Source organism: Paenibacillus sp. J22P169, assembly GCF_059691995.1.
The window spans coordinates 1,916,662-1,942,120 of the sequence record NZ_JCAUAO010000001.1 but is presented as its reverse complement, the minus strand read 5'-3'; the positions used below and the strand labels follow the sequence as shown (position 1 = coordinate 1,942,120).

Below are 25,459 nucleotides of genomic sequence, written 5' to 3'. Positions count from 1 at the left end.
ATGGGAACATTGCTGCAATGGATGGAGCACAAATTCGGCGGCGGACCAGGTGGACCTAAACGTAAAAATACGTTGCTTTGGGTCATCATGGTAGGGCTTTTAGGAGCTGCGCTAATGATCATCAACGCATTTATAAATGTTAAAGATCTGGATCCCATCAACACAGGCAGGGCGTCTCCGCCACCACAGAGTCAAGAAACTTTTGCAGGGAGCTCATCAAAGGAAAACGCAAGCTTTCATGATTACGAACAAGCTTATGGAGACCAACTGAAACGCATCCTGCAACAAATTGTTGGTGTCGGTGAGGTGGAAGTACTCGTTACCATTGAATCTACGGAGGAAATGACCGTTGACAAAAATTATAACGATAATCAGACCATGACGACAGAACGCGACAATGGTGGGGCAACACGCAACATATCCCAGGTAACGCGAAGCGGTGAAGTCGTTATTTATCAAGTATCAGGTGACCAGAAACCGCTTGTGCTCAAATACATCAAACCCAAAATTAGAGGTGTCATCGTTGTTGCGAAAGGCGCAGAGAATCTCACGGTGAAGAAGATGATTATGGAAGCCGTTGAGCGAGGAATGGACGTTCAAGCGAGTAAAATTTCGATTTTACCACGCAAAACAGGGGAATAAAAATCAGGAAATTATCCAACTATTCTAAGGAGGAATAAACAATGAATGCGAAAAGACAAACAATTTGGCTCGTTTCTATGCTCAGCTTGATGGTGGTGCTCTCCGCGTATTATCTGTTCACTGAGGATGTCAACAAGCTGGATCTGGCATCTACGGATGCGATTACAAATTCTCAAGAAGTGAAAATTGATATGACGCAAGTGGATCCAATTACAGGTGCGAAAACAGATGTGAAAGCAACAACAGGAACAAGCGCACAATCCGACACGAAAGCGACAACGCCGCAAACGTCAACAAAAACAGATGCTAAAGCGACAACGACACAAGATAGCTCCAAAACAACGACAAAAGACGCGACCAAAACAACGACAACAACTTCCAAAACAGATGATCAAGTGTTGAAACAAGTGGAAGAGCAAGCCAAAACAACATCTGCCAACGACTATTTCACGAATGAACAAATGAAACAAAATAATTACTTCAGCAAAGTTTCCACGGAGCTGATGACGATTATGTTGGATGGTAAGAAATCTCCTGAAGCGGTAGCAAAAGCAACAAACGACTTGTCAGTATTGTCAGATTTGCAAGATAAAATTGAAAATCTGCAAGATCTGCTCATTCAAGATTTCCCACAAGCGGTCATTAATCAAGATGGCAACAAGTGGAAAGTAACGGTTCAAGCCGATAAATTAGAAAAAAGCCAAGGCGTCTCCATCGTGGATATGGTCGTGAAAGAGCTGGGAGCAACACCAGAAAATATCAAGATCCAATACGTACGTCCGTAGGGATTCTAGCAAAGTTTTCTTTTCTCAAATTGCCAGTGGAAAGGGTCCGGATAAACTGGACTCTTTCCATTTCGTGCGTTTATGGGTATAATACATACGTTGCGGCTATGAAAACGCATTTTTAATAAATATAAGAGCGTATTGTTTCACAAAATACGATGCTTATATTTCTGGATAAACGCACTCGTCCTAAGAAGGATGGCGTAGTCGTTTATTGTGGGATTCACCAACGCCTAAAGGAGTGACTTGAATGTTTAAATTGAGTGAAATCAAAGAGTTAATTAAACTCGTCGATCAATCCTCTTTACAAGAACTTGAAATTGAAAATGAAGGTGCACGCCTTTCTATTCGTAAGCCGAATAAAGCGGAGCCTCTGTATGTATCCGCGCCAGTTCAACACACATATGCACCGATTGGTCAACCTAACTATGCTAACCCGGCGCCGGCAGCTGCTGCTCTTGAAGCACCAGTACATGCTAGCGGACAAGCCAAGCAAGAGGATTCATCTTTACATAAGATTGTATCTCCGATGGTAGGGACTTTCTATCAATCTGCTTCTCCGGGATCACCGCCATTCGTAAGCGTAGGCTCTAAAGTAACGGATAAGAGTGTTGTATGTATCGTGGAAGCTATGAAATTAATGAACGAAATAGAAGCTGAAGTGAAAGGCGAGATCGTTGAAATTCTCGTTGAGAACGGACAGCTAGTTGAGTACGGACAACCATTATTTTTGGTTAGACCGGAGTAATTGCGTTTGTAAGCTTATGCTGACAACGCAAGCTTTTCTGACGAAGAGCTCTTAGGAGGGCAAATCATGAAATTCAATAAAATTCTAATTGCGAACCGCGGCGAAATTGCGGTTCGTATTATCCGAGCATGCCGCGAACTTGGCATCTATACGGTAGCTGTGTACTCGGAAGCAGATCGAGATGCGCTACACGTTCGATTAGCGGATGAAGCCTACTGTATTGGGCCTACAGCATCCAAAGATAGCTATTTGAACTTCACCAACTTGATGAGCGTAGCAACGTTAACGGAATGCGATGCCATTCATCCGGGATATGGCTTCCTAGCAGAAAATGCTGACTTCGCGGAAATTTGCGAGAGCTGCAATATCACTTTCATTGGACCTTCGCCAGATGCGATTTCTCGAATGGGTGATAAGGCGGTTGCCAAGCAAACGATGAAGGAAGCGAGAGTTCCGATTATTCCGGGCTCCGATGGCTTAGTTGAGGATATTGATGATGCCGTGGTGATTGCGCGCGATATCGGCTATCCGATTATTATCAAAGCGACAGCTGGCGGCGGCGGCAAGGGAATTCGTATTGCTGAGAACGAAGAAACGCTTGTTCAGCAAATCACGGCCGCTCAACAAGAAGCGCAGAATGCATTCGGAAATGCGGGCATTTACTTGGAGAAGTATTTAACCGGCATGAAGCATGTTGAGATCCAAATCATTGCTGATAAACATGGCAATGTCGTTCACTTAGGCGAGCGTGATTGCTCTGTACAGCGTCGTAGACAAAAGCTTGTTGAAGAAGCACCTTGTCCGATACTAACAGAGGAAACTCGTAAAGCAATGGGGCAAGCGGCAGTTCGTGCAGCGAAAGCCGTTAATTATTCCGGAGCGGGAACGTTGGAATTCTTGTTAGGTCCAGATGGTAATTTCTACTTTATGGAAATGAACACACGGATCCAAGTGGAACACCCAGTAACCGAAATGATTACAGGTATCGATATTATTCAAGAAATGATTCGTGTGGCTGAAGGAAATCCGTTGTCATTCAGACAAGAGGACGTCCGCATCAATGGATGGGCAATCGAATGCCGCGTCAATGCGGAAGATCCGAATCGGAACTTCATGCCATCCCCTGGACAAGTGAAATTTTATTTGCCGCCAGGTGGATTCGGTGTTCGTGTGGATAGTGCGGTGTACCCAGGATATACGATTCCGCCACACTATGATTCCATGATCGCGAAGCTTATCGTTTGGGGGAGTACACGTGAAGAAGCCATTAACCGCATGAAAAGAGCTCTCAATGAGTTCGCGGTAGACGGTGTAAACACGACGATTCCTTTTCATTTGAAGCTGCTTGAGCATAAGAAATTTATCAAGGGTGACCATGATATTAAGTTCTTAGAAGAGCACGACGTTAACGATCCAGAATCGTAGACAATCATTTGTCATATTTTTACCGAAATGTTATACTAATAAATTAAGATGGCTTATCCCATTTATTTCAAAGCCAGTATACTGGCCCACACTTTTTATCCTTATACAAGTAAGTCTGCTCCACAATCACATGTTTAGGCTTTCGATGCCAGTTTTGCTGGCGCAAAACTTTTAGGAGGTGCCACAATGAGCACAATCGCTCCGGATTACGTCAAGACAGACATGGGCAGCATCCAGATTGCCCCCGAGGTTATCGAAATCATTGCCGGATTGGCAACGGTGGAAGTGCAAGGTGTAGCGGGGATGAGTGGCGGATTAGCTGGCGGCATTGCTGAATTACTTGGACGCAAGAATTTGTCCAAAGGCGTAAAGGTAGAGGTCGGACAACGTGAAGCTGCCATTGACGTCTCCATCATTATCGAGTATGGAAATCGTATTCCTGAAGTTGCGAGTGATATTCAGAACAATGTGAAGATGGCCATTGAATCAATGACAGGTCTTAATGTTGTTGAAGTTAACGTTCATATTCATGATGTTCACTTTAAGCAGGCGGATAAACCGGTTGACGAAGAACCAGCGGCTACCCATCGTGTGAAATAGGCGGTAAAGCTGAGCCATATGGATCAATTGAAACCCCCTACAGGTTGCAGGGGGTTTCCTCTAACTTAGGAAGGGGACAAGCGTAGTGGGTAAAATTGTGGACAGGCTCTTACTACTTTTCTATAGCCTGATTATTTTCGTCGCATCGATCTTTGTATTGTTCACAGCATCTAGCTGGATCCCACTTGATCAAGCAAGTCAAACGCTTAACCATTTTTATTACGAGAAGAGCTATGCTTATCCGGGCATTATCATCAGTTTGATTATGCTGCTGATTTCAGTTCGTTTTCTGATCGTAACGCTTCGCCGCGGACGTTCGCAGGCGCCATCGATTGATCAACGCACTGATTTTGGGGATATTCGCATTTCCATCGAGACGGTTGAGAATCTCTCGCTGAAAGCAGCGGGTCGCACGAAAGGTGCCAAGGATCTGCGCGCACGTGTTAGAGTGAATCAATCCGGGTTAGAAATAACTATTAGAACCATTGTAGATGGGGAAAGCTCGATTCCGGAACTGACTGAAGACATGCAAGGTACAGTGAAAAGTTACATAGAAGATATTACCGGTATTCCTGTAGCTTCCGTAACCGTATTCGTAGCGAACATCGTGCAATCTGCCCCAACGTTTAAAAGCCGAGTCGAATAGAGGTGAATCCACATATGTGGAATGAACTATGGGAATTCCATAGGGGCAAAGTAATCGGAGTGACAGCGGGTATATTCTTCGGTTTTATATATTTATTTTTTGGTTTTTGGGATATGTTGATCTTTGGATTTATCGTTCTTGTTGGTTTTTATGTTGGAAATAAGCTGGATCGCAAGGAAAGTTTCGTCATGCTGGAAGACATTTGGCGCTATCTCACACAAAAATGGAGAATGTTTCGCTAAAATCCCTGGTTCAACCATGGATTTTTTTGTTTGGATTGGCTCTATTTTGACGTATACTAGGAGAAAGAGTTTTTAGGAGAAGGTCGTTTTGCTGGAGCAAAACGCTTAGGAGGAACAGAATGAAACGCAGAATTGCACGTGAAATTGCTATACAAAGCTTATACCAAATCCAAATGAATGAGGCTACTCCTCAGGAGGCTGTTCAAATCGCGATTCATGAAGCTGAACATGATAATGAATCGCAGTTGGATTTCTCCGGAGATAAGATAGATCCAGTCTACATTATTGAGCTTGTTGAGGGCACTTATAAGAACAAAGTAAGCATCGACGAGTTGTTGGAGGAGTACCTGAAGGGATGGGCTATGGACAGGCTGTCTCGGATTGACCGGGAAGTACTGCGCCTTGGTGCATATGAAATGCTGTATCGAGATGATGTTCCACCTAAGGTTGTTGTCAATGAAGCGATTGATTTGGCCAAGCATTACGGCACGGATGAGTCTGGGAAATTCGTTAACGGTGTACTCGGGAAGATGCTCAAAGAAATTGATGAGCTGAAAGAAAAAGTTCTACGTACCCAGTAAGTTAATCAATGTGAGTAACATTTTACTTTTCATATAGGAATGGCTTAAATGGCTAAGGGGGAAATAACATGTCAGCACAAGTAATTAATGGGAAAGAACTCGTGAGCTCCATTCGTGAGGAGATCAGATCTGACGCAGCGGAGCTTACAGCGCAGGGAAACCAACCAGGTCTTGTCGTTGTTATTGTTGGTGAAGATGCAGCCTCACAAGTATATGTTAGAAACAAAGCGAAGGCTTGCGATGATGTAGGCATCTATTCCGAAGTACACCGCCTACCTGAGCAGACGACGCAAGCGGAATTAATTGCACTCATCCATGGTTTTAACAACAATAATCGAATTAACGGCATTCTTGTGCAATCACCATTGCCAAAGCATATCAATGAAGAAGCGGTTGTTGATGAAATTGATCCAGCGAAGGATGTAGATTGCTTCCATCCGATTAATGTGGGTAACCTCATGATTGGTAAAGACGGTATGAAGCCTTGTACGCCGCATGGTGTCATTGAAATCCTCAAGCGTACTGGCGTGGAAATCGCAGGTAAGCATGCTGTTGTTGTAGGCAGAAGCAATATCGTAGGTAAGCCGATGGCTATGTTGTTGTTGCGTGAGCATGCAACGGTATCTGTCGTACATTCCCGCACGCCTAACATGGAAGAGATCACTAAACAAGCGGATATTCTTGTTGTAGCAGTAGGTAAAGCACATTTGATTAAAGCGAATCATGTGAAACCAGGTGCAGTTGTTATCGATGTGGGGATGAATCGTCCTGCAGACGGTAAGTTAACTGGTGATGTCGATTTTGAAGCCGTGAAAGAGATTGCTAGTGCCATTACGCCTGTACCAGGCTGTGTGGGTCCGATGACGATTACAATGCTGCTTCGCAATACAGTTGATGCGGCTAGCCGTGCAGCTAAAGCGAATGTGAGCGTATAGTCAGCTTATGGCGAGAAACGAGACCAAGATTTTATCGGTTAAGGACTTAAACCGCTACATCAAGTTATTGCTGGAAGGAGACTCACGTCTTCAGGATGTGTGGGTACGTGGTGAAATTTCTAATTTCACACATCATTCTAGTGGTCATATGTATTTCACACTGAAGGATGCGGATGGCCGGCTGAAAAGCATTATGTTTGCTTCGCATAACCAGAAGCTAGGATTTATCCCGAAAGAGGGCACGAAAGTGATTGCTCGCGGGAATATTTCTGTCTATGAGCGGGACGGTGCTTATCAATTTTATGTGACTGCGATGCAGCCTGATGGTATCGGCAGCTTGTATTTGGCCTTCGAGCAGCTGAAGAAGAAGCTCGAAGGGGAAGGGCTGTTCGCGCCAGAACGCAAGAAACCGATTCCTCGGTTTCCGCGTGCCATTGGCGTGATCACATCTCCGACGGGGGCCGCCATTCGTGATGTCATCATCACGCTGCAACGGCGATTCCCGTCGATCCCGATCTTGCTGTACCCTGTCCTCGTACAGGGTACACAGGCGGCGCCTTCGATCGTCAAAGCGATCGAAGCCATGAACCGCCTCGGTGAAGCCGACGTGCTCATCGTGGGCCGCGGCGGCGGCTCACTGGAAGAGCTGTGGGCCTTCAACGAGGAGATCGTTGCGCGGGCTATCAGCGCTTCCGCGATTCCGATCATCTCGGCCGTCGGCCACGAGACGGACTTCACGATCGCCGACTTCGTCGCCGATCTTAGAGCGCCGACGCCTACGGCGGCGGCAGAGCTCGCGGTGCCGCACCACCTCGAACTGAAGCAGCAGCTATCGCAGCAAGCACAGCGCCTGCATTACGGGCTGCTGCAGCAGCTGCGCCGCAAGCAGGAACGGCTCGAGCGCGCGAAGCGCTCGCCGTTCCTGACGAACCCTCGCAGGCAGCTGCTCATGCAGCCTGCGGAGCGACTCGACCGGCTGGCGGAGCAGCTCGGTTACCGCATGCGTCAGCGCCTAACGGAGTTGGCGCAACGTCGCTTAAGGCTGGAGCGGCGCTTGTCCAGCTTCAACCCGACCGAGCAGGCCGTGATGGCGAGACAGCGTTTGGATGTATCCAAACGCCAGATGCTCACGGCCATGCAGACCCTCCTGCGCTCGAAGAAGCAGGAGTGGCAGTCCAGCGTCCGTCATCTGGATGCACTCAGCCCGCTGAAGGTCATGCAGCGGGGCTACAGCCTTGCCTATGATGAACAAGAAAAGCAGCTTGTTCGATCGATTAGCCAAGTGAACATTGGTGATCGTTTATCCATACGTCTTAAAGACGGTAAAATACAATGTCAAGTTTCGGGGATGGAGGCGAACATTGATGTCAACAAGTGAAACAGAAGTAAGCTTTGAAGTGGCAATTGAGCAGCTAGAGCGTATCGTAAGTCAGCTGGAAAGCGGCGATGTACCTTTAGAGAAAGCGATTGAACTGTATCAAGAAGGCGTAAGACTCTCCCATTTATGCGGCGTTAAGCTGGAGCAAGTGGAGAAGAAAATTGAGATGCTGGTTGAAGGGGAAGCTGGGGTAACAAGGAAGCCTTTCCAGCCTGTCTTGGACGATAAGGGGAATTAGTTTGAATAACACGACGTCTAGTATTCACACATATATCGCTTCCCATGCTGAATTGGTCGAAGCCGCATTACGTCAATCATTGCCTGCTGCATGGGAGGTGCCTGCTTCTTTACGTGAGTCTATGGACTACTCCTTGATGGCAGGCGGCAAACGACTGCGTCCTATTATGGTTCTAGCTGCGTCTGAGGCACTTGGTGGCTCTCTTGAGGCTGCCATGCCTGTTGCGCTAGCCATCGAATGCGTTCATACCTATTCGTTAGTCCACGATGATCTGCCAGCAATGGACAATGATGATTATCGGAGAGGCAAGTTAACGAATCATAAAGTATATGGCGAGGCAATGGCGATTCTAGCCGGTGACGCGCTGCTCACGCACGCCTTCTTCTGCGTTGCGCAATCGCACAAAAGGTTTGGTGTTCCTGCTGAACGTGTGCTCGCGATTACAGAAGAGCTTGCTGTATTGGCTGGTGCTCGTGGAATGGTTGGCGGGCAAGCAGCTGATATGCTGGGTGAGCAGGGGTTAACGAAGCTGGAAGAGCTTACTTATATTCATACGCACAAGACGAGCGATCTTATTGTCTTCTCCTTGCGAGCGGGCGGACATATTGCAGGTGCGACAGAAGCGCAGTTAGAGGCACTTAGTGAATTTGGTCATGCCTTAGGACTTGCTTTCCAGATTCAAGATGATATTTTGGATATTATCGGCGATGAAGCGAAGCTAGGTAAGCCTGTGAAGAGCGATGAGAAGCAGCAGAAGGTAACGTTCCCTTATTTTATCGGCATGGAAGCTTCAGAGCAGAAGGTGAAAGAACTGACGAACCAAGCAAAAGAGGCATTGATTCGATCCAATATTCCGAACCCAGAGCGGTTACTGCAGATCGCAGACTACCTTATGAAACGGGATCATTAAGCATTAGTTAACATAGAGCATGGCATACCGAGAGGTAGTTTTACACGAAATACCCAATTATATGATATAATGGTGAAATCTTAGTATTTTCACATTGAAAGTGAGGAAACAAGCGTGCTGCTCGAACAAATCAATCGGCCTGCAGATTTGAAGCGGTTATCCTTGACGGAGCTTGAAGAATTGGCAGGAGAAATCCGTCAATTTCTTATTGAAAAGCTTTCCGTTACAGGTGGACATCTGGCCCCGAACTTAGGCGTGGTTGAACTCACAATTGCTTTACACACCATGTTTCACAGCCCGTATGATAAACTGATTTTTGATGTGGGTCACCAGGCGTACGTGCACAAAATTTTGACTGGACGCAAAGACAAGTTCGATACTTTACGCAAGTATAAAGGGCTCTGCGGTTTTATTAAGCGTTCCGAGAGCGAACATGATGTCTGGGAAGCAGGACATAGCAGTACTTCACTGTCTGCTGCCATGGGTATGGCAATGGCACGTGATCTTAAAGGCGAGCATAATAAGGTTGTTGCCATCATAGGTGATGGTGCGCTAACAGGCGGCATGGCGCTGGAAGCCATGAATCATATTGGTCATGAGAAAAAGAATATTACCGTCATTCTGAATGACAATGAAATGTCGATTGCGCCCAACGTAGGGGCTCTTCATAATTATTTAAGCAAAATTCGTTCGGATCGTCATTATCTGAAAGCTAAAGAAGAAGTCGAATATTTACTGAAGAAAATTCCTGCCATCGGCGGAACGCTGGCCAAAACAGCGGAGAAGCTGAAGGATAGTCTTAAATATTTTGTATTGAATGGTGTTTGGTTTGAAGAATTAGGCTTTACTTATATCGGTCCTGTGGATGGACATAACTTGCAAGTCCTGATGGATACGCTGAAACAGGCGGAGAAGGTTGCAGGTCCTGTGCTCATTCATATCGTTACGACAAAAGGGAAAGGCTACAAGCCTGCTGAGAACGATTCCCATACTTGGCATGGCTTAGGGCCCTACAAAATGGAGTCAGGTCAAGTACTTAAGTCTTCTGGACCGCCTATGTATACACAGGTATTCGGAGACACGTTAATTGAGCTTGGTGAGAAAGACTCCCGTGTGGTTGCCGTTACGCCTGCAATGCCAGGTGGATCTGGTCTGTTGAAATTTGCCAAGCAATTCCCGAATCGAATGATCGATGTTGGTATTGCGGAACAGCATGCGGCCACGTTATGTGCAGGCTTAGCGAGTGAAGGCTTGAAGCCAGTATTCGCCGTATATTCAACGTTCTTGCAGCGTGCGTATGATCAAGTTGTTCACGATATTTGCCGCCCTAAGTTAAATGTAACCTTTGCGATCGACCGTTCAGGTTTTGTTGGCCCGGATGGCGAAACACATCAAGGGGTTTATGATATTTCATTTTTACGTACAATTCCTAACATGGTCTTAATGATGCCCAAAGATGAGAAGGAATTGCGCGATATGATGCAAACGGCGCTTGAATATAATGATGGTCCGATTGCTTATCGTTATCCGCGTATTAACGGCACTGGCGCCAGTATTGATGAGGCTCCTAAGGCTATTCCGCTTGGCACATGGGAAACTGTTCGTGAAGGTGATTATGCAGCAGTCCTCGCAGTTGGACCTATGGTTCAGGTTGCTGAAGAGGCAGCAGCCCTTCTGGCACAAGAGGGCATCCAGCTTCGCGTCGTTAACGCGCGATTTATCAAGCCGTTGGATGAAACTTATTTGCTACAGTTAGCGAATGAATCCATGCCTGTGATCACGATGGAAGAAGGATCAATTCAAGGTGGCTTCGGAAGTGCCGTATTAGAGTTTTATGCGGAGAAGCGTGTAGTAGGTTTACAAGTAGAGTTGATGGGGATTCAAGATTACTTCGTTGAGCATGGCAGTGTGCCAGAGCAGCGCGAAGAGGTTGGATTAACAGCTCATCATCTTATTACAGAAGTTAAGAAACTAGTACCTCGTAAGGTCCTGCGGGCTAAGGTCTAGTAAACGATTGGAATAGGAGCAACACAACATATATGTCATCGGATAAAGAACGATTAGACTTATTGCTACTGGAGCAAGGCTATTTTGAAAGCAGAGAAAAGGCAAAGGCCGCCATTATGGCAGGCCTTGTTTTTGCGGATGAAGAGCCAGTTGATAAAGCTGGAATGAAAATTAGTCGTAAAGCCGTGCTCAAAGTAAAGGGAGCCTTGCATCCTTACGTGAGTCGTGGTGGATTAAAGCTTGAAAAGGCGTTAAAGCAATTCGAAATCGACTTACAAGGTGCAGTTATGCTTGACATTGGCGCCTCTACGGGAGGATTTACGGATTGTGCCTTGCAAAATGGTGCTGCTTCCGTCTACGCTGTCGATGTTGGCTACAATCAATTAGATTGGTCGCTGCGCAATGATGAACGTGTTCATGTCATGGAAAGAACGAATTTCCGTTACACGAAATTGGAGGACTTGAACGGTCCAAGACCAACCTTTGCCAGTATCGATGTTTCGTTCATTTCGCTGCGGATTATTTTGCCGCCTCTTAAGGAAATTTTAGGGGATCAAGGGCATGTAGTCGCGCTAATTAAGCCGCAATTCGAAGCAGGAAGAGAGAAAGTTGGCAAGTCGGGTGTTGTGCGAGACACCAATGTACATATTGACGTTTTGACAACGGTCCTGTCATTTGCAGAGGAGCTCGGCTTTCGGTTGAAGGGTCTGACCTACTCGCCAATAACCGGTGGGGAAGGGAACATTGAATTCCTTGCTTACTGGTCGAGTAACGAGGGTGAAGAGTCGCTTGCTGCACCTGCTTCAATTAAAGCCCTTATTGCGGAGACGGTGCAAGGGTCTCAGAAATTACATGGAAAATAAACTCATCTTTGAGAACGCCTTTTGCGGCCCTGAGATGGGTTTTTTCACTTAACAGAAAGGATTTTCCTGCCGGATTCGCGAATACTATGGCGAGGTGAAGGACATGGAACAAGGCGATGTTAGAGTCATTTTGTTAATCCTGATCGTTGTTGTTTGTATAGTCATTTGGCGATTTCAAAAGTGGCTGGGAGGTTCAAGTCGAGGAAGAGATCGAATTCCAAGGCAGTCCAATATTCCTCAGGACGATGTTGTCGAGCTGCTGGAAGCGGCTGGATTCGATGTTCTTGCAGGCAAGACCAAAATCCCTATCACCATGACCATTGCCGATAGAGATCAGCTGGAAAGCCGCTTGTTTATCGATTATTTTGTGCAAAAGGAAGATCATATGTATCTTGTGAAAGTGGCCAAAGATCGTAAACCACTTGAGATGACAGGGAGCGCTGTTCGTGACATGCTGCTGCCCTACACCCTCATTTATCCTGAGGCACAGGGTATCCTTTACGTTGATATGAGCGTTAGCAAAATCAAAAAAATCACTTTTCACATAGAGGTGTAAGGATGAAGGGTCAAAGGCATGTAAAAATTAGAGAAATTATTACAAATCATGAGATTGAAACACAAGATGAATTGGTTGAATCGCTGCGCGCGGCTGGATTTCATGTGACACAAGCGACTGTTTCGAGAGACATCAAAGAACTCCATCTCATCAAAGTTCCACTAGATGATGGGAGATACAAGTATTCGATGCCGGCGGATCAGCGGTTTAATCCTATGCAGCGGCTTCGTCGCGCATTAAGTGACCATTTTGTTAGCATCGATTATACAGATAATCTGGTTGTCATGAAATGCTTGCCAGGAACTGCAAATACGATTTGCGCTTTGATTGACAATTTGGAGTGGCATGGAGTAATGGGCACGATCTGTGGAGACGATACGATTCTTGTCATCTGCCGCGGGAAAGAGAATAGTGTAACTTTTGTAAATGAAGTCATGTCCTTATTATCATAAAATCAGGAGGCGTTCATGCTTACAGAGCTTTCAATTCGTAATTTAGCTGTTATTGAACATGTACATATTCGGTTTAAGGCAGGTTTTCACGTCTTAACAGGGGAAACCGGCGCTGGGAAATCGATCATCATAGATGCGTTAACACTCATTGTCGGCGGTAGAGGTTCATCTGAATTGGTTCGTTATGGCGCAGATAAAGCGGAAATTGAAGCGATGTTCGATTTGCCTGCTTCACATCCGGTTTGGCATACGCTTACAGAGTTCGGTATTGAGGCAAATGCTTCCGAGCATCTGATCATTCGTCGAGAGATTACGGCTACTGGTAAAAGCTCAAGTCGAATTAACGGTCAGCTGGTGAATATGACGATGCTGCGCAAGACAGGCGAGTGGCTCGTTAATATTCATGGTCAACATGAGCATCAGTCGCTTCTACATGTGGACGAGCATATTCATTCACTAGATTTGTTTGGTGATGCTGAGATTGAACTAGCGAAGTCGACCTATCAAGCCAGCTATGACCAGTATATGAAGCTGCAAAAGGAATTGAATGATCTACAGGAGACGAGTAAACAGGCGCTGCAAATGTTAGACCTGTATCGATTCCAGATTGATGAGATTTCGTCAGCCAAACTGAAATTGGGCGAAGATGAGACCTTAGCTGAGGAGAAGCGCAAGTTAGCTAATGCAGAGAAGCTGTATCAAAGCTCATCGGAGGCTTATGATTTCCTATATGCGACGAATCGAGGACTCGATGCTGCTGGCAAAGCCGTCTCTCGCCTTCAGGATATCGTGCAGCTAGATCCGACGAATTTGAGCCCTATTCTAGAACAAGCACAATCGGCCTTTTACCAATTAGAAGATGCAGCCTACCAGATCAGAGATTATCGCGACGGCATCGAATTCAATTCATCCCGACTTGATTTTATTGAACAAAGATTAGATACTATCACGTCTCTTCGGCGAAAATATGGAGAGAATATTAAAGAGATTCTTGCCTATTTAGAAAAGATCAAAAATGAAGTCGATACGATTGAAAATAAAGATGAAATTATACGTAAATTAGAAGAAAAACTTGCACTTGCTGAGAAGCAAGTTGGTGTTCATGCTTTGGACTTATCAAACCTTCGTAAGGGTATTGCGAGTGATCTCTCAGCTCAAATTGAACATGAATTGCGTGATCTTCAAATGGAACGCACACAGTTTCGTGTGCAGATCGCACATATTATCGACGATCGCGGCGTAGAGGTTGATGGAAATAAGGTTCGCTTTTCCAGACAAGGGATTGATCAAGTTGAATTTCTAATGGCACCTAACCCAGGAGAACCGCTGCGTGGATTGAGTAAAATTGCTTCAGGCGGAGAGCTCTCCCGTATTATGCTCGCAATGAAAGCTATTTTTGCGCGGATTGATCAAATTCCTGTTCTCGTCTTCGATGAGGTTGATACGGGAGTTAGTGGACGCGCGGCGCAAGCCATAGCTGAGAAAATGTCCGTACTTTCGCAGAGTTGCCAAGTATTCTCCATTACGCATTTGCCTCAGGTTGCTAGTTTTGCTGATGTTCATTTCTATATTCGCAAAGAAGTGGATCACGAGCGAACATTTACGCGTGTTCAAGATATGCCAGATTCTGGCCGAATTGAGGAGCTTGCGAGGATGCTTGGTGGCGTAGAAGTGACAGAAACAACGCTGCATCATGCGGGAGAAATGCTTACCATGGCAAAAAATAAGAAAGCAAGGGTATGAAAGTATAGATAGTCATCATTTACAGTTATAAAAGAAGGGGACTGGGGTTAACTTATAGGTACGCATTTGACGAGTTGATTCGTCAGGGCTCAAGGAATCTTGAAGGAGCGTGTTGATAGTGCAATCCAACAAAAGAAAAAGATTGTTCGGACTCTTGCTCGTCTTCTTCGTTTGCTTGGTCAGTGTGTCCCCGCCTTTTCAGAGCTTTGCCTCCTTTCCCCAAGAACTACGTTTGTTTAGTGGACAAGGGAAGCAGCTTCAGTTAACGATGCCGGTCAGTGCCCAGGTAACGGTCAAGGATACGGATATTGTGAAGGTAAACGGCAACGCCAAGCACTCATTTCAAGTTAATTTGAACGAACCCATTTCTCTGCAATCCGATCATTCCGGACAAACGGAAATGAAGCTCAAGCTCTTTGGAGCCATTCCAATCAAGACTGTCAAAGTGAATGTCGTACCTGATTTAAAAGTGATACCAGGAGGCCAGACGATCGGTGTGAAGATAAAGTCTGCCGGTATTCTGGTAGTCGGTCACCATCTCGTGACTGTTGCCTCCGAACAAAAAGTTTCACCCGGGGAAGAAGCGAAAATTCAAGTTGGCGATTTAATTACCAAAATCAATGGCAAGGATTCTAGAGATGTAAGTAAGGTCGCAGAACTGGTGGCCAAATCAGGCGAAAGCAAGAATCCTCTTGTTCTGCAAATCTTACGAAATAATCAAGAACTTGTTGTAAAGCTGCAGCCAGTATATGACGTTGTAGATAAGTCTTATCGCTTGGGGCTGTACATTCGCGATTCCGCGGCCGGTGTAGGAACATTAACCTTCTATGCACCAGATCAAGGCGTCTACGGGGCTCTTGGACATGTCATAACGGATATGGATACCCAGACACCCATTATTGTAGGCGATGGTGACATTGTCTATTCGAATGTAACTTCGATTTCCAAAAGTCATAACGGAGATCCAGGTGAGAAGCATGCCACGCTTTACAAGGACAGCAAAGTGATTGGGAATATTGAACGTAACACGGCTTTCGGGATCTTCGGGAAAATGTATGGTGCACCGGATCATAGTTTAGACAAAGAGGCGATTCCCGTAGCTTTTGCAGAAGAAGTGAAGGAAGGGCCAGCACAAATCTATACAGTACTTGAAGGTCAGAAGGTAGAAAAGTTTGATATCCAAGTGGTTCACGTGTCCAAACAAGACGTACCGGGTACGAAAGGTATGGTTATCAAAATCACGGATCCTCGTTTATTAGATAAAACAGGTGGCATTGTGCAGGGGATGAGCGGAAGTCCAATTATCCAGAATGGTAAATTAATTGGAGCGGTCACGCATGTGTTCGTAAATGATCCGACGAGCGGCTATGGATGCTTCATTGAGTGGATGCTGCAGGACTCTGGGATTATCCTTCGTCCAACATCTGGAAACACAAAAGAACTAAAGGTGAGTTAATAGCCTTTAGTTCTTTATTTCTTTTTAACCTGATGCGACAGTCAAATAGCGAGTTTAGTGACTTCGTGTCGAAAAATGTTGGAATCAGAAGATAAATATTATATTATATAAGAAACTCAAACAAAAGAAAAGAAAAATAATATTCGACAGAAGGATTTTAAAAAGAGCTGTCGAATAGCTTTACATAAGAGAGAAATACCCAACTTGTTTTAGTAGCTAAAGGAGGAAATTCAGTTGCAAAAAATTCAGGTATTACTTGCAGACGATAACCGAGAATTCACCCATTTATTGTCAGAGTTCATTGGTGAGCAAGAGGATATGGAAATTATGGGCGTTGCGTACAATGGTAACGAGGTCCTTCGTTTTCTGGAGCAACAACGTGAGTTACCCGATGTTCTCATTTTAGATATTATAATGCCTCATCTTGATGGACTAGGTGTTCTGGAAAAAATGCGAGAAATGAATCTTCCTTCACAGCCCAAAATCATCATGCTTACGGCTTTCGGTCAAGAAAATATTACGCAAAAAGCTGTGCAGCTAGGTGCTTCCTATTACATATTGAAACCATTTGATATGGAAACCCTTACGAATCGAATTCGTCAGCTTGCTGGCAATTCGACAGCGACAACTACAACATCAACGTCGCGTGCGAATGTTGTACACATGCCGAAAGGCAAAAATTTGGATGCCAATATTACAAGTATCATTCATGAAATCGGTGTACCTGCACATATTAAGGGCTATCAATATTTACGTGAAGCCATTACGATGGTTTACAATAATATTGAAATCTTAGGTGCAATCACGAAAACGCTCTATCCAGCTATCGCTGAAAAATACAAAACAACGCCGAGCCGCGTCGAACGCGCCATCCGTCACGCGATTGAAGTCGCATGGACGCGCGGCAACATCGACAGCATCTCCTTCATTTTTGGATACACGATTAATATCTCGAAATCTAAGCCTACGAACAGCGAATTCATCGCGATGGTAGCTGACAAGCTCAGAATTGAGCATAAGGTTTCCTGAGACAGTTAGAATCAATGTAAAATATATCTGATAAGGGACGCTCAACTCAGAGCGTTCTTTTTTCATTTTCATCAGCTGCATGGATCGCACTGAAAGCAGAAAGACTACCTAGACGGTCTAGGTAGTCCCCCTGTATTTGTTTTAGATTACCAAACAAAAGCGCTAGTGATAATAACCAATAAGATGAAAAGTACCAAAACAGCTGCAGCAGAAGTACCATACCCAGTTCCACAACTCATTCGAATCAACCTCCAATGGATATTTGGTTTGTGTTTCGAGATAGCTTATGACTATTTTTGCGGAATGTTTGGGCGAAACGACTGATTGTGCTAATGTCCCTGTCCGCTGAAATAATTTTGGAGCAGGAGAGGCGCCTTCATGAAAACTTGGAACCATTGGATAAGTTGTTACGTTATTACATCGTAGCTTATTCTTTCTTGGATGAGATTGTGTAAGCAGAATTAGAGATCGTATGGAGGCAACGAGGATGTTACTAACGTTAGGTATTGTTGTGGTTTTGGTTGGCGTCTATTTTGTTTTTATGAATGTATACCCAATATTCGGTCGAAAGCCTTCGAAGGATGAGATGAAGAAATATGCCAAATCTCCTCAGTTTGCACAAGATAAGTTCGAAAATCCAGTCCCAGCGATGATGAATATGGGCTTCTCAACAACACTTGGGATCTTGCGCGATATGATCAAGGGTAGTCCTCATCGACGTCCGGCGTCCCCATTACCGATGGAAAAGCCTCGATTGACGGGGAATAGTGATACAAGCGTTACCTGGTTTGGTCACTCGGCTAGTTTGCTGACAATCGATGGGAAAACCTTGCTGCTTGATCCGATGTTTGGTAGAACACCTTCGCCTTTTCCTTGGTTGGGGAAGAACAGATACAGCGGCGGAATCCCATTTGAAATTGGAGAACTCCCGCGAATCGATGCTGTGATTCTATCTCATGATCATTATGATCATTTGGATTATGGTTCAATTATGAAAATAAAGCACAAAGTGAATCGGTTTATTGTGCCGCTTGGCGTTGGCGCTCATTTAATCCGTTGGGGAGTTCCAGCAGACAAGATTGAGGAGCATGATTGGTGGGAAGAGTTGACGTTCGAAGGACTGGAGCTCGCGTGCACCCCTGCCAACCATTTCTCGGGGCGCAGTGTGAATGATCGCGGTGCGACCTTATGGTGCTCTTGGGTGATCAAAGGGAAGCAGTCCAACGTCTTCTTCAGCGGCGACAGCGGATATACGCCTCATTTTAAGCAAATCGGTGATAAATATGGACCCTTTGACCTCACCTTAATGGAATGTGGTCAATATGATGAGCGTTGGGCGGATATCCACTTGATGCCGGAAGAAACTGTGCAAGCACATTTGGATGTGAGAGGGAAGGTTATGATACCGATTCACTGGGGGGCCTTCACATTAGCTCTCCATGCTTGGAATGATCCTGTGGCTCGTGCATCGAAGGCGGCTCAGGCGAAAGGTGTTAAGATGGTGACACCACCTATTGGACAAACCATTACGTTGCGGGGATCTGATGTAATGAACTACCCAAGAGCGGATTGGTGGGTTCGGGTTTAGTTCTTTTAGTTCGAGCTGAATTGGCTACTAGGGTTTCCACATGGTATTATGAATGGATGAGGTTAATAGTCAGAAGTGAGCAGGAGAGAAGAAGAGTCTATGTCGGAACAAAAGAGTGTACGTAAATTTCATTTTCTGGCGGTTGTGCTGGGAATAGCTATTGATAATATCGGGACGATGTTATCGTCAGGTTTGATTGGCAGTTTGTATTTTGCAAACCTTCCTACGTCGGATCAAGATGTAAATGCTATTTATTCGAATGCGGGTCTTTTACTCTTATTTCTGGTGGTTGGCTTGTTTTGGACGTTCTTGGGCAGTTATTTCACCGCCAAGGTAGCCAAACGTGCAGAACTATTCAATGCAGCGATTATTGGGGTCATCGGAGCCGGCATTGGATTTGATTCGATATTAACGCAGGATATAATCCCGCTATGGTATGAGTTGATTGGATTAGTTGCCATCGTACCTGTGTCGCTCTTAGGTGGGTATCTGGCGCTGAAGAGAAAGAAGACTTCACAGTCTTGAGTAACTGCTAAGAATGATAGAAATTGTGTCCCACTGAAACGATGAGGGTGAATGGTGGTTAGGAGGTGGCGGTATGCCGAAGTACGCGAATGAAAGTGAGGAAGCGACGGCATTTCTACGAAAGCAAACAGGCAGTAGTCAATTGGTATGTTATACGTATATTGATGCTGATCATAGTTTGGACAGCTTTTTCATTGTTAAGACCAGCAATAAGGTCATACATGTATCCTTTGCGGAGATTACGTATGACCCGAGAAATTACCAGAGCTTACTAGAGGGGCTCTATCGTGTTATTTATGAATAACGTGCGCCTGTACAATAAGAAACCCCCTCAGCCATAGGCTAAGGGGGTTTCTCTTGTTTCTCAAATTACTTAATGAACGTTAAAGCTTGATCGGCAATAGAGTGCTTGTAACGATCAAGACAATTACACAAGTAATCTTTGCGGCAAATTGGGCAAGGCTCTTTCATCAAACGGTTCAAGTCTGTTACACGACCGATTCCAGTTTCAGCGTCTCTTTCAAAGAATAGACGACATTTGTTGCGGTCTTTCAAGGAAACAACGACTTCGAAAAGACCATTCTTTTTATTATCACTTACTATTGTTGCATCAACTACCTGCGGATCGTAGGCCATATGTATTTCCTCCTAAGAGTTTGCTTAGCATCTCACATACTACTTCGCAAATTCATAAATTAGCATGCTTTCACTTTGTTAGCTCGGTTGCATTAGTATATTATATAAATAAAAAAGATTTTATTCAATAGGAGGTCATCTAGACACATGATCATGGACTATTGTGAACAGGAAATATCTGAGGGGAAGACGTATTTACACATCGGCCTGCAGTTTGAAGATGAGCCTGATTCGTTATATGTAGCGGAGTTGGAAGTAGATGAACAAGGGGTTGTTAGGAGTTGGCAGTTATTTTTTAATGGGTTTGATTGCAAATATTCGTTCCGGCCGTCGGAAAAGGAAGAAATGATTCATTTTGCTGATCAGCAGGGGATTACGATTCGAGAGGGCGTAGAAACATAAAAGGAATTATCGCCATGTGAATGGTTCAAATTCCTTGATTTGTGTTTATTATGTTGTTTGTTTTGTAGTTCTATACGTGTAGGTGTGGTCTTCGTGACAGGATTCGTTCCGAACCAATGTAGGCGATTCATGGCAGGATCTAGTTTCCCTTCGCGCAAAGAGCGTTGGCGAAGCTTTTGTGCTTGTGATCGAGACATCGTGTTTCCTCTTTTCTATTTTAGTGTGAGTGTCTACTTCTATTTTGTCTACTTCTATTCTAACAGACGATGAGGAAGAGGCAATGGAAAGTTTAGTTGATAATGAAAAAGGGTGGATCGACATGCGCATACAAATCCAATTAGCGATAGATGGCGAAACGAAGAAAACGGATGTGCTAGAAATTGCAGAGCACAAGCTGGGAGAAATGACAGACGACGAAATTGAACAAGCGATTGAAGTGAAAATTCGCACATGGGTAGACCGGATGGTCCAGGTTGAGTGGGAAGTGATTGAATAGTTTATGCATTACCTTTACATCCAAGTCATAAAAACGGCTCCGAAGGGATAGACCCTACGGAGCATTAGTACCTTGCCTATGTATGTTTAGTGAACAATGGTGCTAACTCCAGTCTTCTGTAAAGCATGTTCCCAACTTGGGTAGTAATACAGGGCGTTTTTCATAAGATCAGGATGCAGCTTCTTCACATTTTTTTTGGCTAGCGATTCCCCTGTGCTGTGAAGCTGCACAATTTGGCCTAACACTTCATCTGCGCTCATGTTTAGCTCCATAGATGTTCCTCTCCTTTCTTTAAGAATATAAACAATGCTTGCCATTCACAGCATAAAATATACATAGAATTTTGTGGGATCGGGCAAATTAGGTAGGCCATGAGACGACGTTAGGAAAGCAAGGTGTCTAACCATGAATTGGTCATCATTATCTTTATTTACCGCGAAGCCTAATCTAATCTGCAAAGGGAAAATAGCTAAGATATCAGGTACATATGAAACATTTCAACAGCTGCCGAGTGGTCGTATTGTTGTACTAACACAAGGTGACATCGATGAAGAACAGGCACAAGAACTAACGGATCGAAGAGTGAAGGCTGTCGTTCATTGTGGTCATGCCATGAGCGGTGTATTCCCGACGCAAGGTCCACTTTTGCTATTACAGCAGCACATTCCAATTATTGAAGTGGACGCGATCCATGCTGAACTCTTTCTGCATGAAGCAGAAATGATGATTTATCAAGATACGATCCATGTGAGCGGACAATCGGTGCCCTGCAGCCAATTTACACGAGAAGACTGGCTGCTGGCACAACGGGCTGCCAATGAGCAGGCCGCGGAACGATGGGAGCCTTTTATTGAACACACCTTAGCTTATGCCATGCGAGAAAAGCAGGCTGTTAAAGAGTCTTTACCCAACTTGCCGCTGCGCACACAATTCGCAGGAAGACACATCCTGGTAGTATCTGCTGGGAAGGGGTATAAGAAGGATTTGCAAGCAGCTAGCGGATTTATAACCGCGTTTAAGCCGATTATACTAGGGGTTGGCGCAGGGGCGGACGTACTGTTAGCAAATGGCTATAAGCCTGACGTCGTCGTAGGTGATGTGGATCAAATTTCGAACCGCGTTTGGCATTGTGGAGCAGAAATTATTATCCATACGTACCCGAGTGATCAAGGCTTCATTGATGAAATTTCATCTGAAAGTTTCAACGAACAGCATGTCTTGCCATGTATAGGTAACAGCGAAGATGCTGCTTTATTGTTAGCCTATGAAAAGGGTGGGGAATGGCTTGTTACGGTCGGCGTACAAGCGCATATGAGTGATTTTCTAGCTAGAGGCAGTGAAGATATGGGAAGTGCCCTTCTCGTTCGAATGAAGGTTGGTGCTCGCCTCGTAGATATTAAAAGCTTACAAGCGTTAACACGTCATCCAATGCTTTGGCGGAAAGAAGCGGTTTATACCATCGTCCTATCTTGTGTCTTTATTGGTTTAAGCCTGTTCCAGCTGCATTGGATACTCAAGCGTGCGAGTCATGTCGTGTGGAAGCTTGTTGGGGCAGAATAACGCTATTCGAAAGAAAAAAGACCGGACGCAGTGTCCGGTCTATTTGTTGCGTTTAGGTTTGAATCTTGGGGCGAGATAGTTCCGCTTACGATCTCTGAAGAAGGTCCATCCACCAATAAAGGCAACACCGATCAGAAATAAAATGAGGCCCAGGAAGAATTTCCCCCATAACATGCCGCTATTAGTAGCCGTATCGAACTGTGCGAAAAAGGCATCTTTCATTGCGAGAAAGCCATAAGTAGCGGTTATTCCGGGAATAACGAGAAGTAGAATGGCAATAAAACGATAAAAGGGTGCTTTCATATAAACTCCTTACTTAATTTGAAACATGTTTTTTCTAACATCATACTCCGAAACGGCTAACGTGTCTAATTCACAAATAAGACTATGACTTCGATCCCAAAAAAGGGTAATATAATAGAGACGCACGTATACATATAACAAGTAATTGTTTCATAGGAGGCTTACATACATGACTGAACATAGATATGATGTTGTGGTATTAGGTGGCGGAATCGGCGGCTATACGGCTGCAATTAGAGCTGCACAGCTAGGTAAAACGGTGGCTATTGTTGAACGTGACAAAATGGGCGGTACCTGCTTGCATCAAGGCTGCATCCCAAGTAAAGCATTGCTGCGCAGTGCGGAAGTATATGCCGCGATGAAGCATAGTGAGGACTATGGGATTACGGCACAATCGATCACGTTGAATTTTGATCAGGTTTTAGGCCGGAAGCAGCGGATCGTCGATCAATTGCATCAAGGGCTTCAGTTTCTCATGAAAAAGAATAAGATTACGATTCACCATGGGAACGGGCGAATAATCGGGCCTTCCATTTTCTCGCCGCGCAGCGGCGCTGTTTCTGTTGAGAAAGAAGATGGCGATATCGAAACTCTCCTTTCGAGCAATCTCATCATTGCAACGGGGTCTAGACCGCGCAGCTTGCCTGGTTTAGAAATCGACGGAACCACGATCATCACAAGTGAAGATGCTTTAAAGATGGAGAGTCTGCCGAAGTCCATTATTATTGTTGGCGGTGGCGTAATCGGCGTTGAGTGGGCTTCGATGTTGCATGACTTTGGCGTAGAGGTAACGATTGTAGAAGTCGATAAGCGTCTAGTTAACTTGGAAGATGAGGATGTTTCCAAAGAGCTGGAACGTTTGTTTAAGAAACGTGGCATTAAGCTAGAAACAGGTACGAAGCTGCTGCCAGAGTCAGTGAAGGTGACAGACGGCATGGTTACCATGCAAGTGGACAAGCAAGGTGAGGTACACGAGCTATCCGCAGAACGAGTTCTAGTTTCGGTTGGCCGTGTAGCGAATATTGAAGCGATGGGACTTGAAAATACGGATATCAAAATTGATAAAGGTGTCATTCGCGTCAATCGCTTTATGCAAACAACGGAATCCCATATTTATGCGGTAGGTGATGTCATTGGCGGGTTGATGCTCGCGCATATGGCAGGTCATGAAGGGATTGTGGCGGCGGAGCATATCGCTGGTCATCAGCCAGATGAGCTGCAGACGCATCTTGTATCCAAATGCACGTATACAAGACCTGAGATTGCCAGTGTTGGTTGGACCCAGCAGCAGGCAATTGACCATGGTCGCCAAGTGAAAGTTGGCAAATTTAGTTTCAAAGGAATAGGGAAAGCTCTAGTTTATGGGGTTTCCGATGGCTTCGTGAAGGTAATTGCAGATAAAGACACGAATGATATTCTTGGGGTTCACATGATTGGCCCTCAAGTAACGAACAGTATCACAGAGGCTGCGCTAGCCCAGGTGTTGAATGCAACGCCGTGGGAGGTAGGACAAACCATTCATCCGCATCCGACACTTTCAGAGGCATTGGGTGAAGCGATGCTTGCTGTGGATGGCATTGCAATTAGCGGATAAAAATTGTAATCATAAACGTTTGCGTTTATAATATGCTTATAGAGTCAAGTACTAGGACCAGGTAATAAGTTTTAGTAGCTATTTAATCTCACTAAGGAGGCAAACTCCATGTCCATTGGTCAGCTATATAAGCACAGAAGTTTAGGATTATCCGATGAAGAAGCCGTACGTATGTATGAGGTCATGAGCCTTGCAACTAAATTTGATGAGCGTGCCTTCATGCTGCAACGCGCAGGTAAAATTCCATTTCACGTTTCTGGTACAGGACAATATGCCGGACAAGTTGGTATGGCGTTCGCGATGCAGGCTCAGAAGGACTATTTCTTACCATACTACCGCGATTATGCATTCGTTTTATCCGTTGGTATGACTGTGAAGGATCTAATGCTCGCTGTCTTCTGTAAAGCAGAAGATGTAAATAGCGGCGGCAGACAAATGGCAGGTCATTTCGGTGATCGGAAAAATCATATCGTAACGGGATCCTCTCCAGTTACTACGCAAGTTCCTCATGCAACTGGGTTTGCTTTGGCGGCGAAAATGAAAAAACAAGATTTCGTTACGTTCGTATCCTTTGGTGAAGGTTCCAGCAATCAAGGGGATTTCCATGAAGGCTGTAATTTCGCGGGTGTACATAAGCTGCCAGTTATTTTTGTTTGTGAAAATAATCAGTATGCGATTTCTGTACCACTCCATAAACAGGTGGCAGGCAAAATCGCTGACCGCGCGATTGGATATGGCTTCCCAGGTATTCAAGTTGATGGCAATGATGTCTTGGAGATGTACCGCGTGATGAAAGAAGCAAGAGAAAGAGCCGTTCGCGGAGAAGGTCCTACCTTGATCGAGATGATGGTCTATCGCATTATGCCTCATTCCACCTCGGATGATGACATGTTGTACCGTACAAAAGAAGAGGTAGACGAGAATCGCCAGAAGGATGGCATTTTGAAATTTAAAGAGTATCTCATCGAATGCGAGATATGGAGTGAAGAACAAGACCGAGAGCTTCAAGAGCGTCAAAAGCAAGAAGTCAATGAAGCAACGAAGTATGCTGATCTTGCCCCTTATCCGAAGCCGGAAGATACGCTTCTTCATGTTTATGCGGAAGGAGATGGCAACTAA

32 protein-coding genes are annotated in these 25,459 nt (G+C 45.0%); 27 read left to right on the top strand and 5 right to left on the bottom strand.

The features are described from left to right. The 19 genes from spoIIIAG to spo0A all read left to right on the top strand — a co-directional run bounded on the left by spoIIIAG (position 1) and on the right by spo0A (position 17,236). On the top strand, positions 1–642 hold the full coding sequence (gene spoIIIAG / locus AC58QG_RS09255) for a stage III sporulation protein AG (protein ID WP_497361768.1): 642 nt from the start codon (positions 1–3) through the stop codon (positions 640–642). 41 nt (positions 643–683) lie between these two features. After that, positions 684–1,427 carry a SpoIIIAH-like family protein gene (locus AC58QG_RS09250; protein WP_497361767.1) on the top strand — a complete coding sequence of 248 codons (744 nt, stop codon included), beginning with the start codon at positions 684–686 and terminating at the stop codon, positions 1,425–1,427. 250 nt (positions 1,428–1,677) lie between these two features. Beyond that, positions 1,678–2,175, top strand: coding sequence for an acetyl-CoA carboxylase biotin carboxyl carrier protein (accB, locus tag AC58QG_RS09245; RefSeq protein ID WP_497361766.1), 498 nt, complete (start codon positions 1,678–1,680; stop codon positions 2,173–2,175). A 66-nt stretch (positions 2,176–2,241) separates the two neighbouring features. Continuing rightward, positions 2,242–3,600, top strand: a complete 1,359-nt coding sequence (gene accC, locus AC58QG_RS09240) for an acetyl-CoA carboxylase biotin carboxylase subunit (protein WP_497361765.1) — start codon at positions 2,242–2,244, stop codon at positions 3,598–3,600. A 186-nt stretch (positions 3,601–3,786) separates the two neighbouring features. Further along, positions 3,787–4,200, top strand: coding sequence for an Asp23/Gls24 family envelope stress response protein (locus AC58QG_RS09235; protein ID WP_310223273.1), 414 nt, complete (start codon positions 3,787–3,789; stop codon positions 4,198–4,200). A gap of 85 nt (positions 4,201–4,285) precedes the next feature. Next, on the top strand, positions 4,286–4,846 hold the full coding sequence (gene amaP / locus AC58QG_RS09230) for an alkaline shock response membrane anchor protein AmaP (RefSeq protein ID WP_497361764.1): 561 nt from the start codon (positions 4,286–4,288) through the stop codon (positions 4,844–4,846). 14 nt (positions 4,847–4,860) lie between these two features. Continuing rightward, entirely contained in the window at positions 4,861–5,088 is a 228-nt protein-coding gene (locus AC58QG_RS09225) for a DUF2273 domain-containing protein (RefSeq protein ID WP_068661991.1), read from the top strand. 119 nt (positions 5,089–5,207) lie between these two features. Then, complete coding sequence (nusB, locus tag AC58QG_RS09220) at positions 5,208–5,669, top strand: transcription antitermination factor NusB (RefSeq protein WP_497361763.1); 462 nt, start codon at positions 5,208–5,210, stop codon at positions 5,667–5,669. A 68-nt stretch (positions 5,670–5,737) separates the two neighbouring features. Then, complete coding sequence (folD, locus tag AC58QG_RS09215; RefSeq protein WP_497361762.1) at positions 5,738–6,604, top strand: bifunctional methylenetetrahydrofolate dehydrogenase/methenyltetrahydrofolate cyclohydrolase FolD; 867 nt, start codon at positions 5,738–5,740, stop codon at positions 6,602–6,604. 7 nt (positions 6,605–6,611) lie between these two features. Then, entirely contained in the window at positions 6,612–7,982 is a 1,371-nt protein-coding gene (gene xseA, locus AC58QG_RS09210) for an exodeoxyribonuclease VII large subunit (protein WP_497361761.1), read from the top strand. After that, on the top strand, positions 7,969–8,220 hold the full coding sequence (gene xseB, locus AC58QG_RS09205; protein ID WP_497361760.1) for an exodeoxyribonuclease VII small subunit: 252 nt from the start codon (positions 7,969–7,971) through the stop codon (positions 8,218–8,220). The genes xseA and xseB overlap by 14 nt, the downstream gene beginning before the upstream one ends. A gap of 1 nt (position 8,221) precedes the next feature. Then, positions 8,222–9,130 (top strand): polyprenyl synthetase family protein, encoded by a 909-nt coding sequence (locus AC58QG_RS09200; RefSeq protein ID WP_497361759.1) that lies wholly within the window; start codon positions 8,222–8,224, stop codon positions 9,128–9,130. A gap of 114 nt (positions 9,131–9,244) precedes the next feature. Further along, positions 9,245–11,137 carry a 1-deoxy-D-xylulose-5-phosphate synthase gene (gene dxs, locus AC58QG_RS09195; protein ID WP_497361758.1) on the top strand — a complete coding sequence of 631 codons (1,893 nt, stop codon included), beginning with the start codon at positions 9,245–9,247 and terminating at the stop codon, positions 11,135–11,137. 32 nt (positions 11,138–11,169) lie between these two features. Then, positions 11,170–12,000, top strand: a complete 831-nt coding sequence (locus tag AC58QG_RS09190) for a TlyA family RNA methyltransferase (RefSeq protein WP_497361757.1) — start codon at positions 11,170–11,172, stop codon at positions 11,998–12,000. 103 nt (positions 12,001–12,103) lie between these two features. Then, complete coding sequence (locus tag AC58QG_RS09185; protein WP_497361756.1) at positions 12,104–12,556, top strand: hypothetical protein; 453 nt, start codon at positions 12,104–12,106, stop codon at positions 12,554–12,556. A 2-nt stretch (positions 12,557–12,558) separates the two neighbouring features. Then, the gene (gene ahrC, locus AC58QG_RS09180) at positions 12,559–13,008 is read left to right on the top strand and encodes a transcriptional regulator AhrC/ArgR (RefSeq protein WP_497361755.1); all 450 of its coding nucleotides are present in this window, start codon (positions 12,559–12,561) and stop codon (positions 13,006–13,008) included. 15 nt (positions 13,009–13,023) lie between these two features. Continuing rightward, positions 13,024–14,751, top strand: coding sequence for a DNA repair protein RecN (gene recN, locus AC58QG_RS09175; protein ID WP_497361754.1), 1,728 nt, complete (start codon positions 13,024–13,026; stop codon positions 14,749–14,751). A 118-nt stretch (positions 14,752–14,869) separates the two neighbouring features. After that, positions 14,870–16,207 (top strand): SpoIVB peptidase, encoded by a 1,338-nt coding sequence (gene spoIVB, locus AC58QG_RS09170; protein ID WP_497361753.1) that lies wholly within the window; start codon positions 14,870–14,872, stop codon positions 16,205–16,207. Positions 16,208–16,441: 234 nt separating this feature from the next. Further along, positions 16,442–17,236 carry a sporulation transcription factor Spo0A gene (spo0A, locus tag AC58QG_RS09165; RefSeq protein ID WP_497361752.1) on the top strand — a complete coding sequence of 265 codons (795 nt, stop codon included), beginning with the start codon at positions 16,442–16,444 and terminating at the stop codon, positions 17,234–17,236. Positions 17,237–17,382: 146 nt separating this feature from the next. On the opposite strand, the gene AC58QG_RS09160 is transcribed toward spo0A, so the two are convergent. After that, complete coding sequence (locus AC58QG_RS09160; protein ID WP_082595420.1) at positions 17,383–17,475, bottom strand: YjcZ family sporulation protein; 93 nt, start codon at positions 17,473–17,475, stop codon at positions 17,383–17,385. Positions 17,476–17,723: 248 nt separating this feature from the next. On the opposite strand from AC58QG_RS09160, the gene AC58QG_RS09155 reads away from it, so the two are divergent. The 3 genes from AC58QG_RS09155 (at position 17,724) to AC58QG_RS09145 (ending at position 19,653) form a co-directional block, all read left to right on the top strand. Next, positions 17,724–18,824 (top strand): MBL fold metallo-hydrolase, encoded by a 1,101-nt coding sequence (locus AC58QG_RS09155; protein ID WP_497361751.1) that lies wholly within the window; start codon positions 17,724–17,726, stop codon positions 18,822–18,824. A gap of 99 nt (positions 18,825–18,923) precedes the next feature. Continuing rightward, entirely contained in the window at positions 18,924–19,349 is a 426-nt protein-coding gene (locus AC58QG_RS09150; RefSeq protein WP_497361750.1) for a hypothetical protein, read from the top strand. 73 nt (positions 19,350–19,422) lie between these two features. Next, a complete protein-coding gene (locus AC58QG_RS09145; protein WP_497361749.1) occupies positions 19,423–19,653 on the top strand; it encodes a hypothetical protein in 231 nt (76 codons plus the stop codon). A 65-nt stretch (positions 19,654–19,718) separates the two neighbouring features. Here AC58QG_RS09145 and AC58QG_RS09140 read toward each other — a convergent pair whose 3' ends face one another. Then, positions 19,719–19,985, bottom strand: a complete 267-nt coding sequence (locus AC58QG_RS09140) for a hypothetical protein (protein ID WP_057312184.1) — start codon at positions 19,983–19,985, stop codon at positions 19,719–19,721. Between the two features lie 147 nt (positions 19,986–20,132). Between AC58QG_RS09140 and AC58QG_RS09135 the strand changes: the two genes are divergently transcribed. Then, entirely contained in the window at positions 20,133–20,387 is a 255-nt protein-coding gene (locus tag AC58QG_RS09135; protein ID WP_497361748.1) for a hypothetical protein, read from the top strand. Here the strand turns inward: AC58QG_RS09135 and brfA are convergent. Continuing rightward, positions 20,348–20,584: a ribosome rescue factor BrfA gene (gene brfA / locus AC58QG_RS09130; protein WP_497361747.1), complete on the bottom strand. Its 237-nt coding sequence runs from the start codon at positions 20,582–20,584 to the stop codon at positions 20,348–20,350. The genes AC58QG_RS09135 and brfA overlap by 40 nt on opposite strands. 83 nt (positions 20,585–20,667) lie before the next feature. Here brfA and AC58QG_RS09125 point away from each other — a divergent pair, with 83 nt between their 5' ends. Continuing rightward, complete coding sequence (locus AC58QG_RS09125; protein WP_497361746.1) at positions 20,668–20,883, top strand: hypothetical protein; 216 nt, start codon at positions 20,668–20,670, stop codon at positions 20,881–20,883. 86 nt (positions 20,884–20,969) lie between these two features. Here AC58QG_RS09125 and AC58QG_RS09120 read toward each other — a convergent pair whose 3' ends face one another. After that, a complete protein-coding gene (locus AC58QG_RS09120; protein ID WP_310223313.1) occupies positions 20,970–21,155 on the bottom strand; it encodes a hypothetical protein in 186 nt (61 codons plus the stop codon). Positions 21,156–21,288: 133 nt separating this feature from the next. On the opposite strand from AC58QG_RS09120, the gene steA reads away from it, so the two are divergent. Further along, on the top strand, positions 21,289–22,443 hold the full coding sequence (gene steA, locus AC58QG_RS09115) for a putative cytokinetic ring protein SteA (RefSeq protein WP_497361745.1): 1,155 nt from the start codon (positions 21,289–21,291) through the stop codon (positions 22,441–22,443). A 39-nt stretch (positions 22,444–22,482) separates the two neighbouring features. Here the strand turns inward: steA and AC58QG_RS09110 are convergent, their stop codons facing one another. Further along, positions 22,483–22,746 (bottom strand): DUF2627 domain-containing protein, encoded by a 264-nt coding sequence (locus AC58QG_RS09110; RefSeq protein ID WP_477590888.1) that lies wholly within the window; start codon positions 22,744–22,746, stop codon positions 22,483–22,485. 169 nt (positions 22,747–22,915) lie between these two features. On the opposite strand from AC58QG_RS09110, the gene lpdA reads away from it, so the two are divergent. Both lpdA and AC58QG_RS09100 read left to right on the top strand, forming a co-directional pair. Next, positions 22,916–24,340 (top strand): dihydrolipoyl dehydrogenase, encoded by a 1,425-nt coding sequence (lpdA, locus tag AC58QG_RS09105; protein WP_497361744.1) that lies wholly within the window; start codon positions 22,916–22,918, stop codon positions 24,338–24,340. A 108-nt stretch (positions 24,341–24,448) separates the two neighbouring features. Continuing rightward, on the top strand, positions 24,449–25,459 hold the full coding sequence (locus AC58QG_RS09100; RefSeq protein WP_497361743.1) for a thiamine pyrophosphate-dependent dehydrogenase E1 component subunit alpha: 1,011 nt from the start codon (positions 24,449–24,451) through the stop codon (positions 25,457–25,459).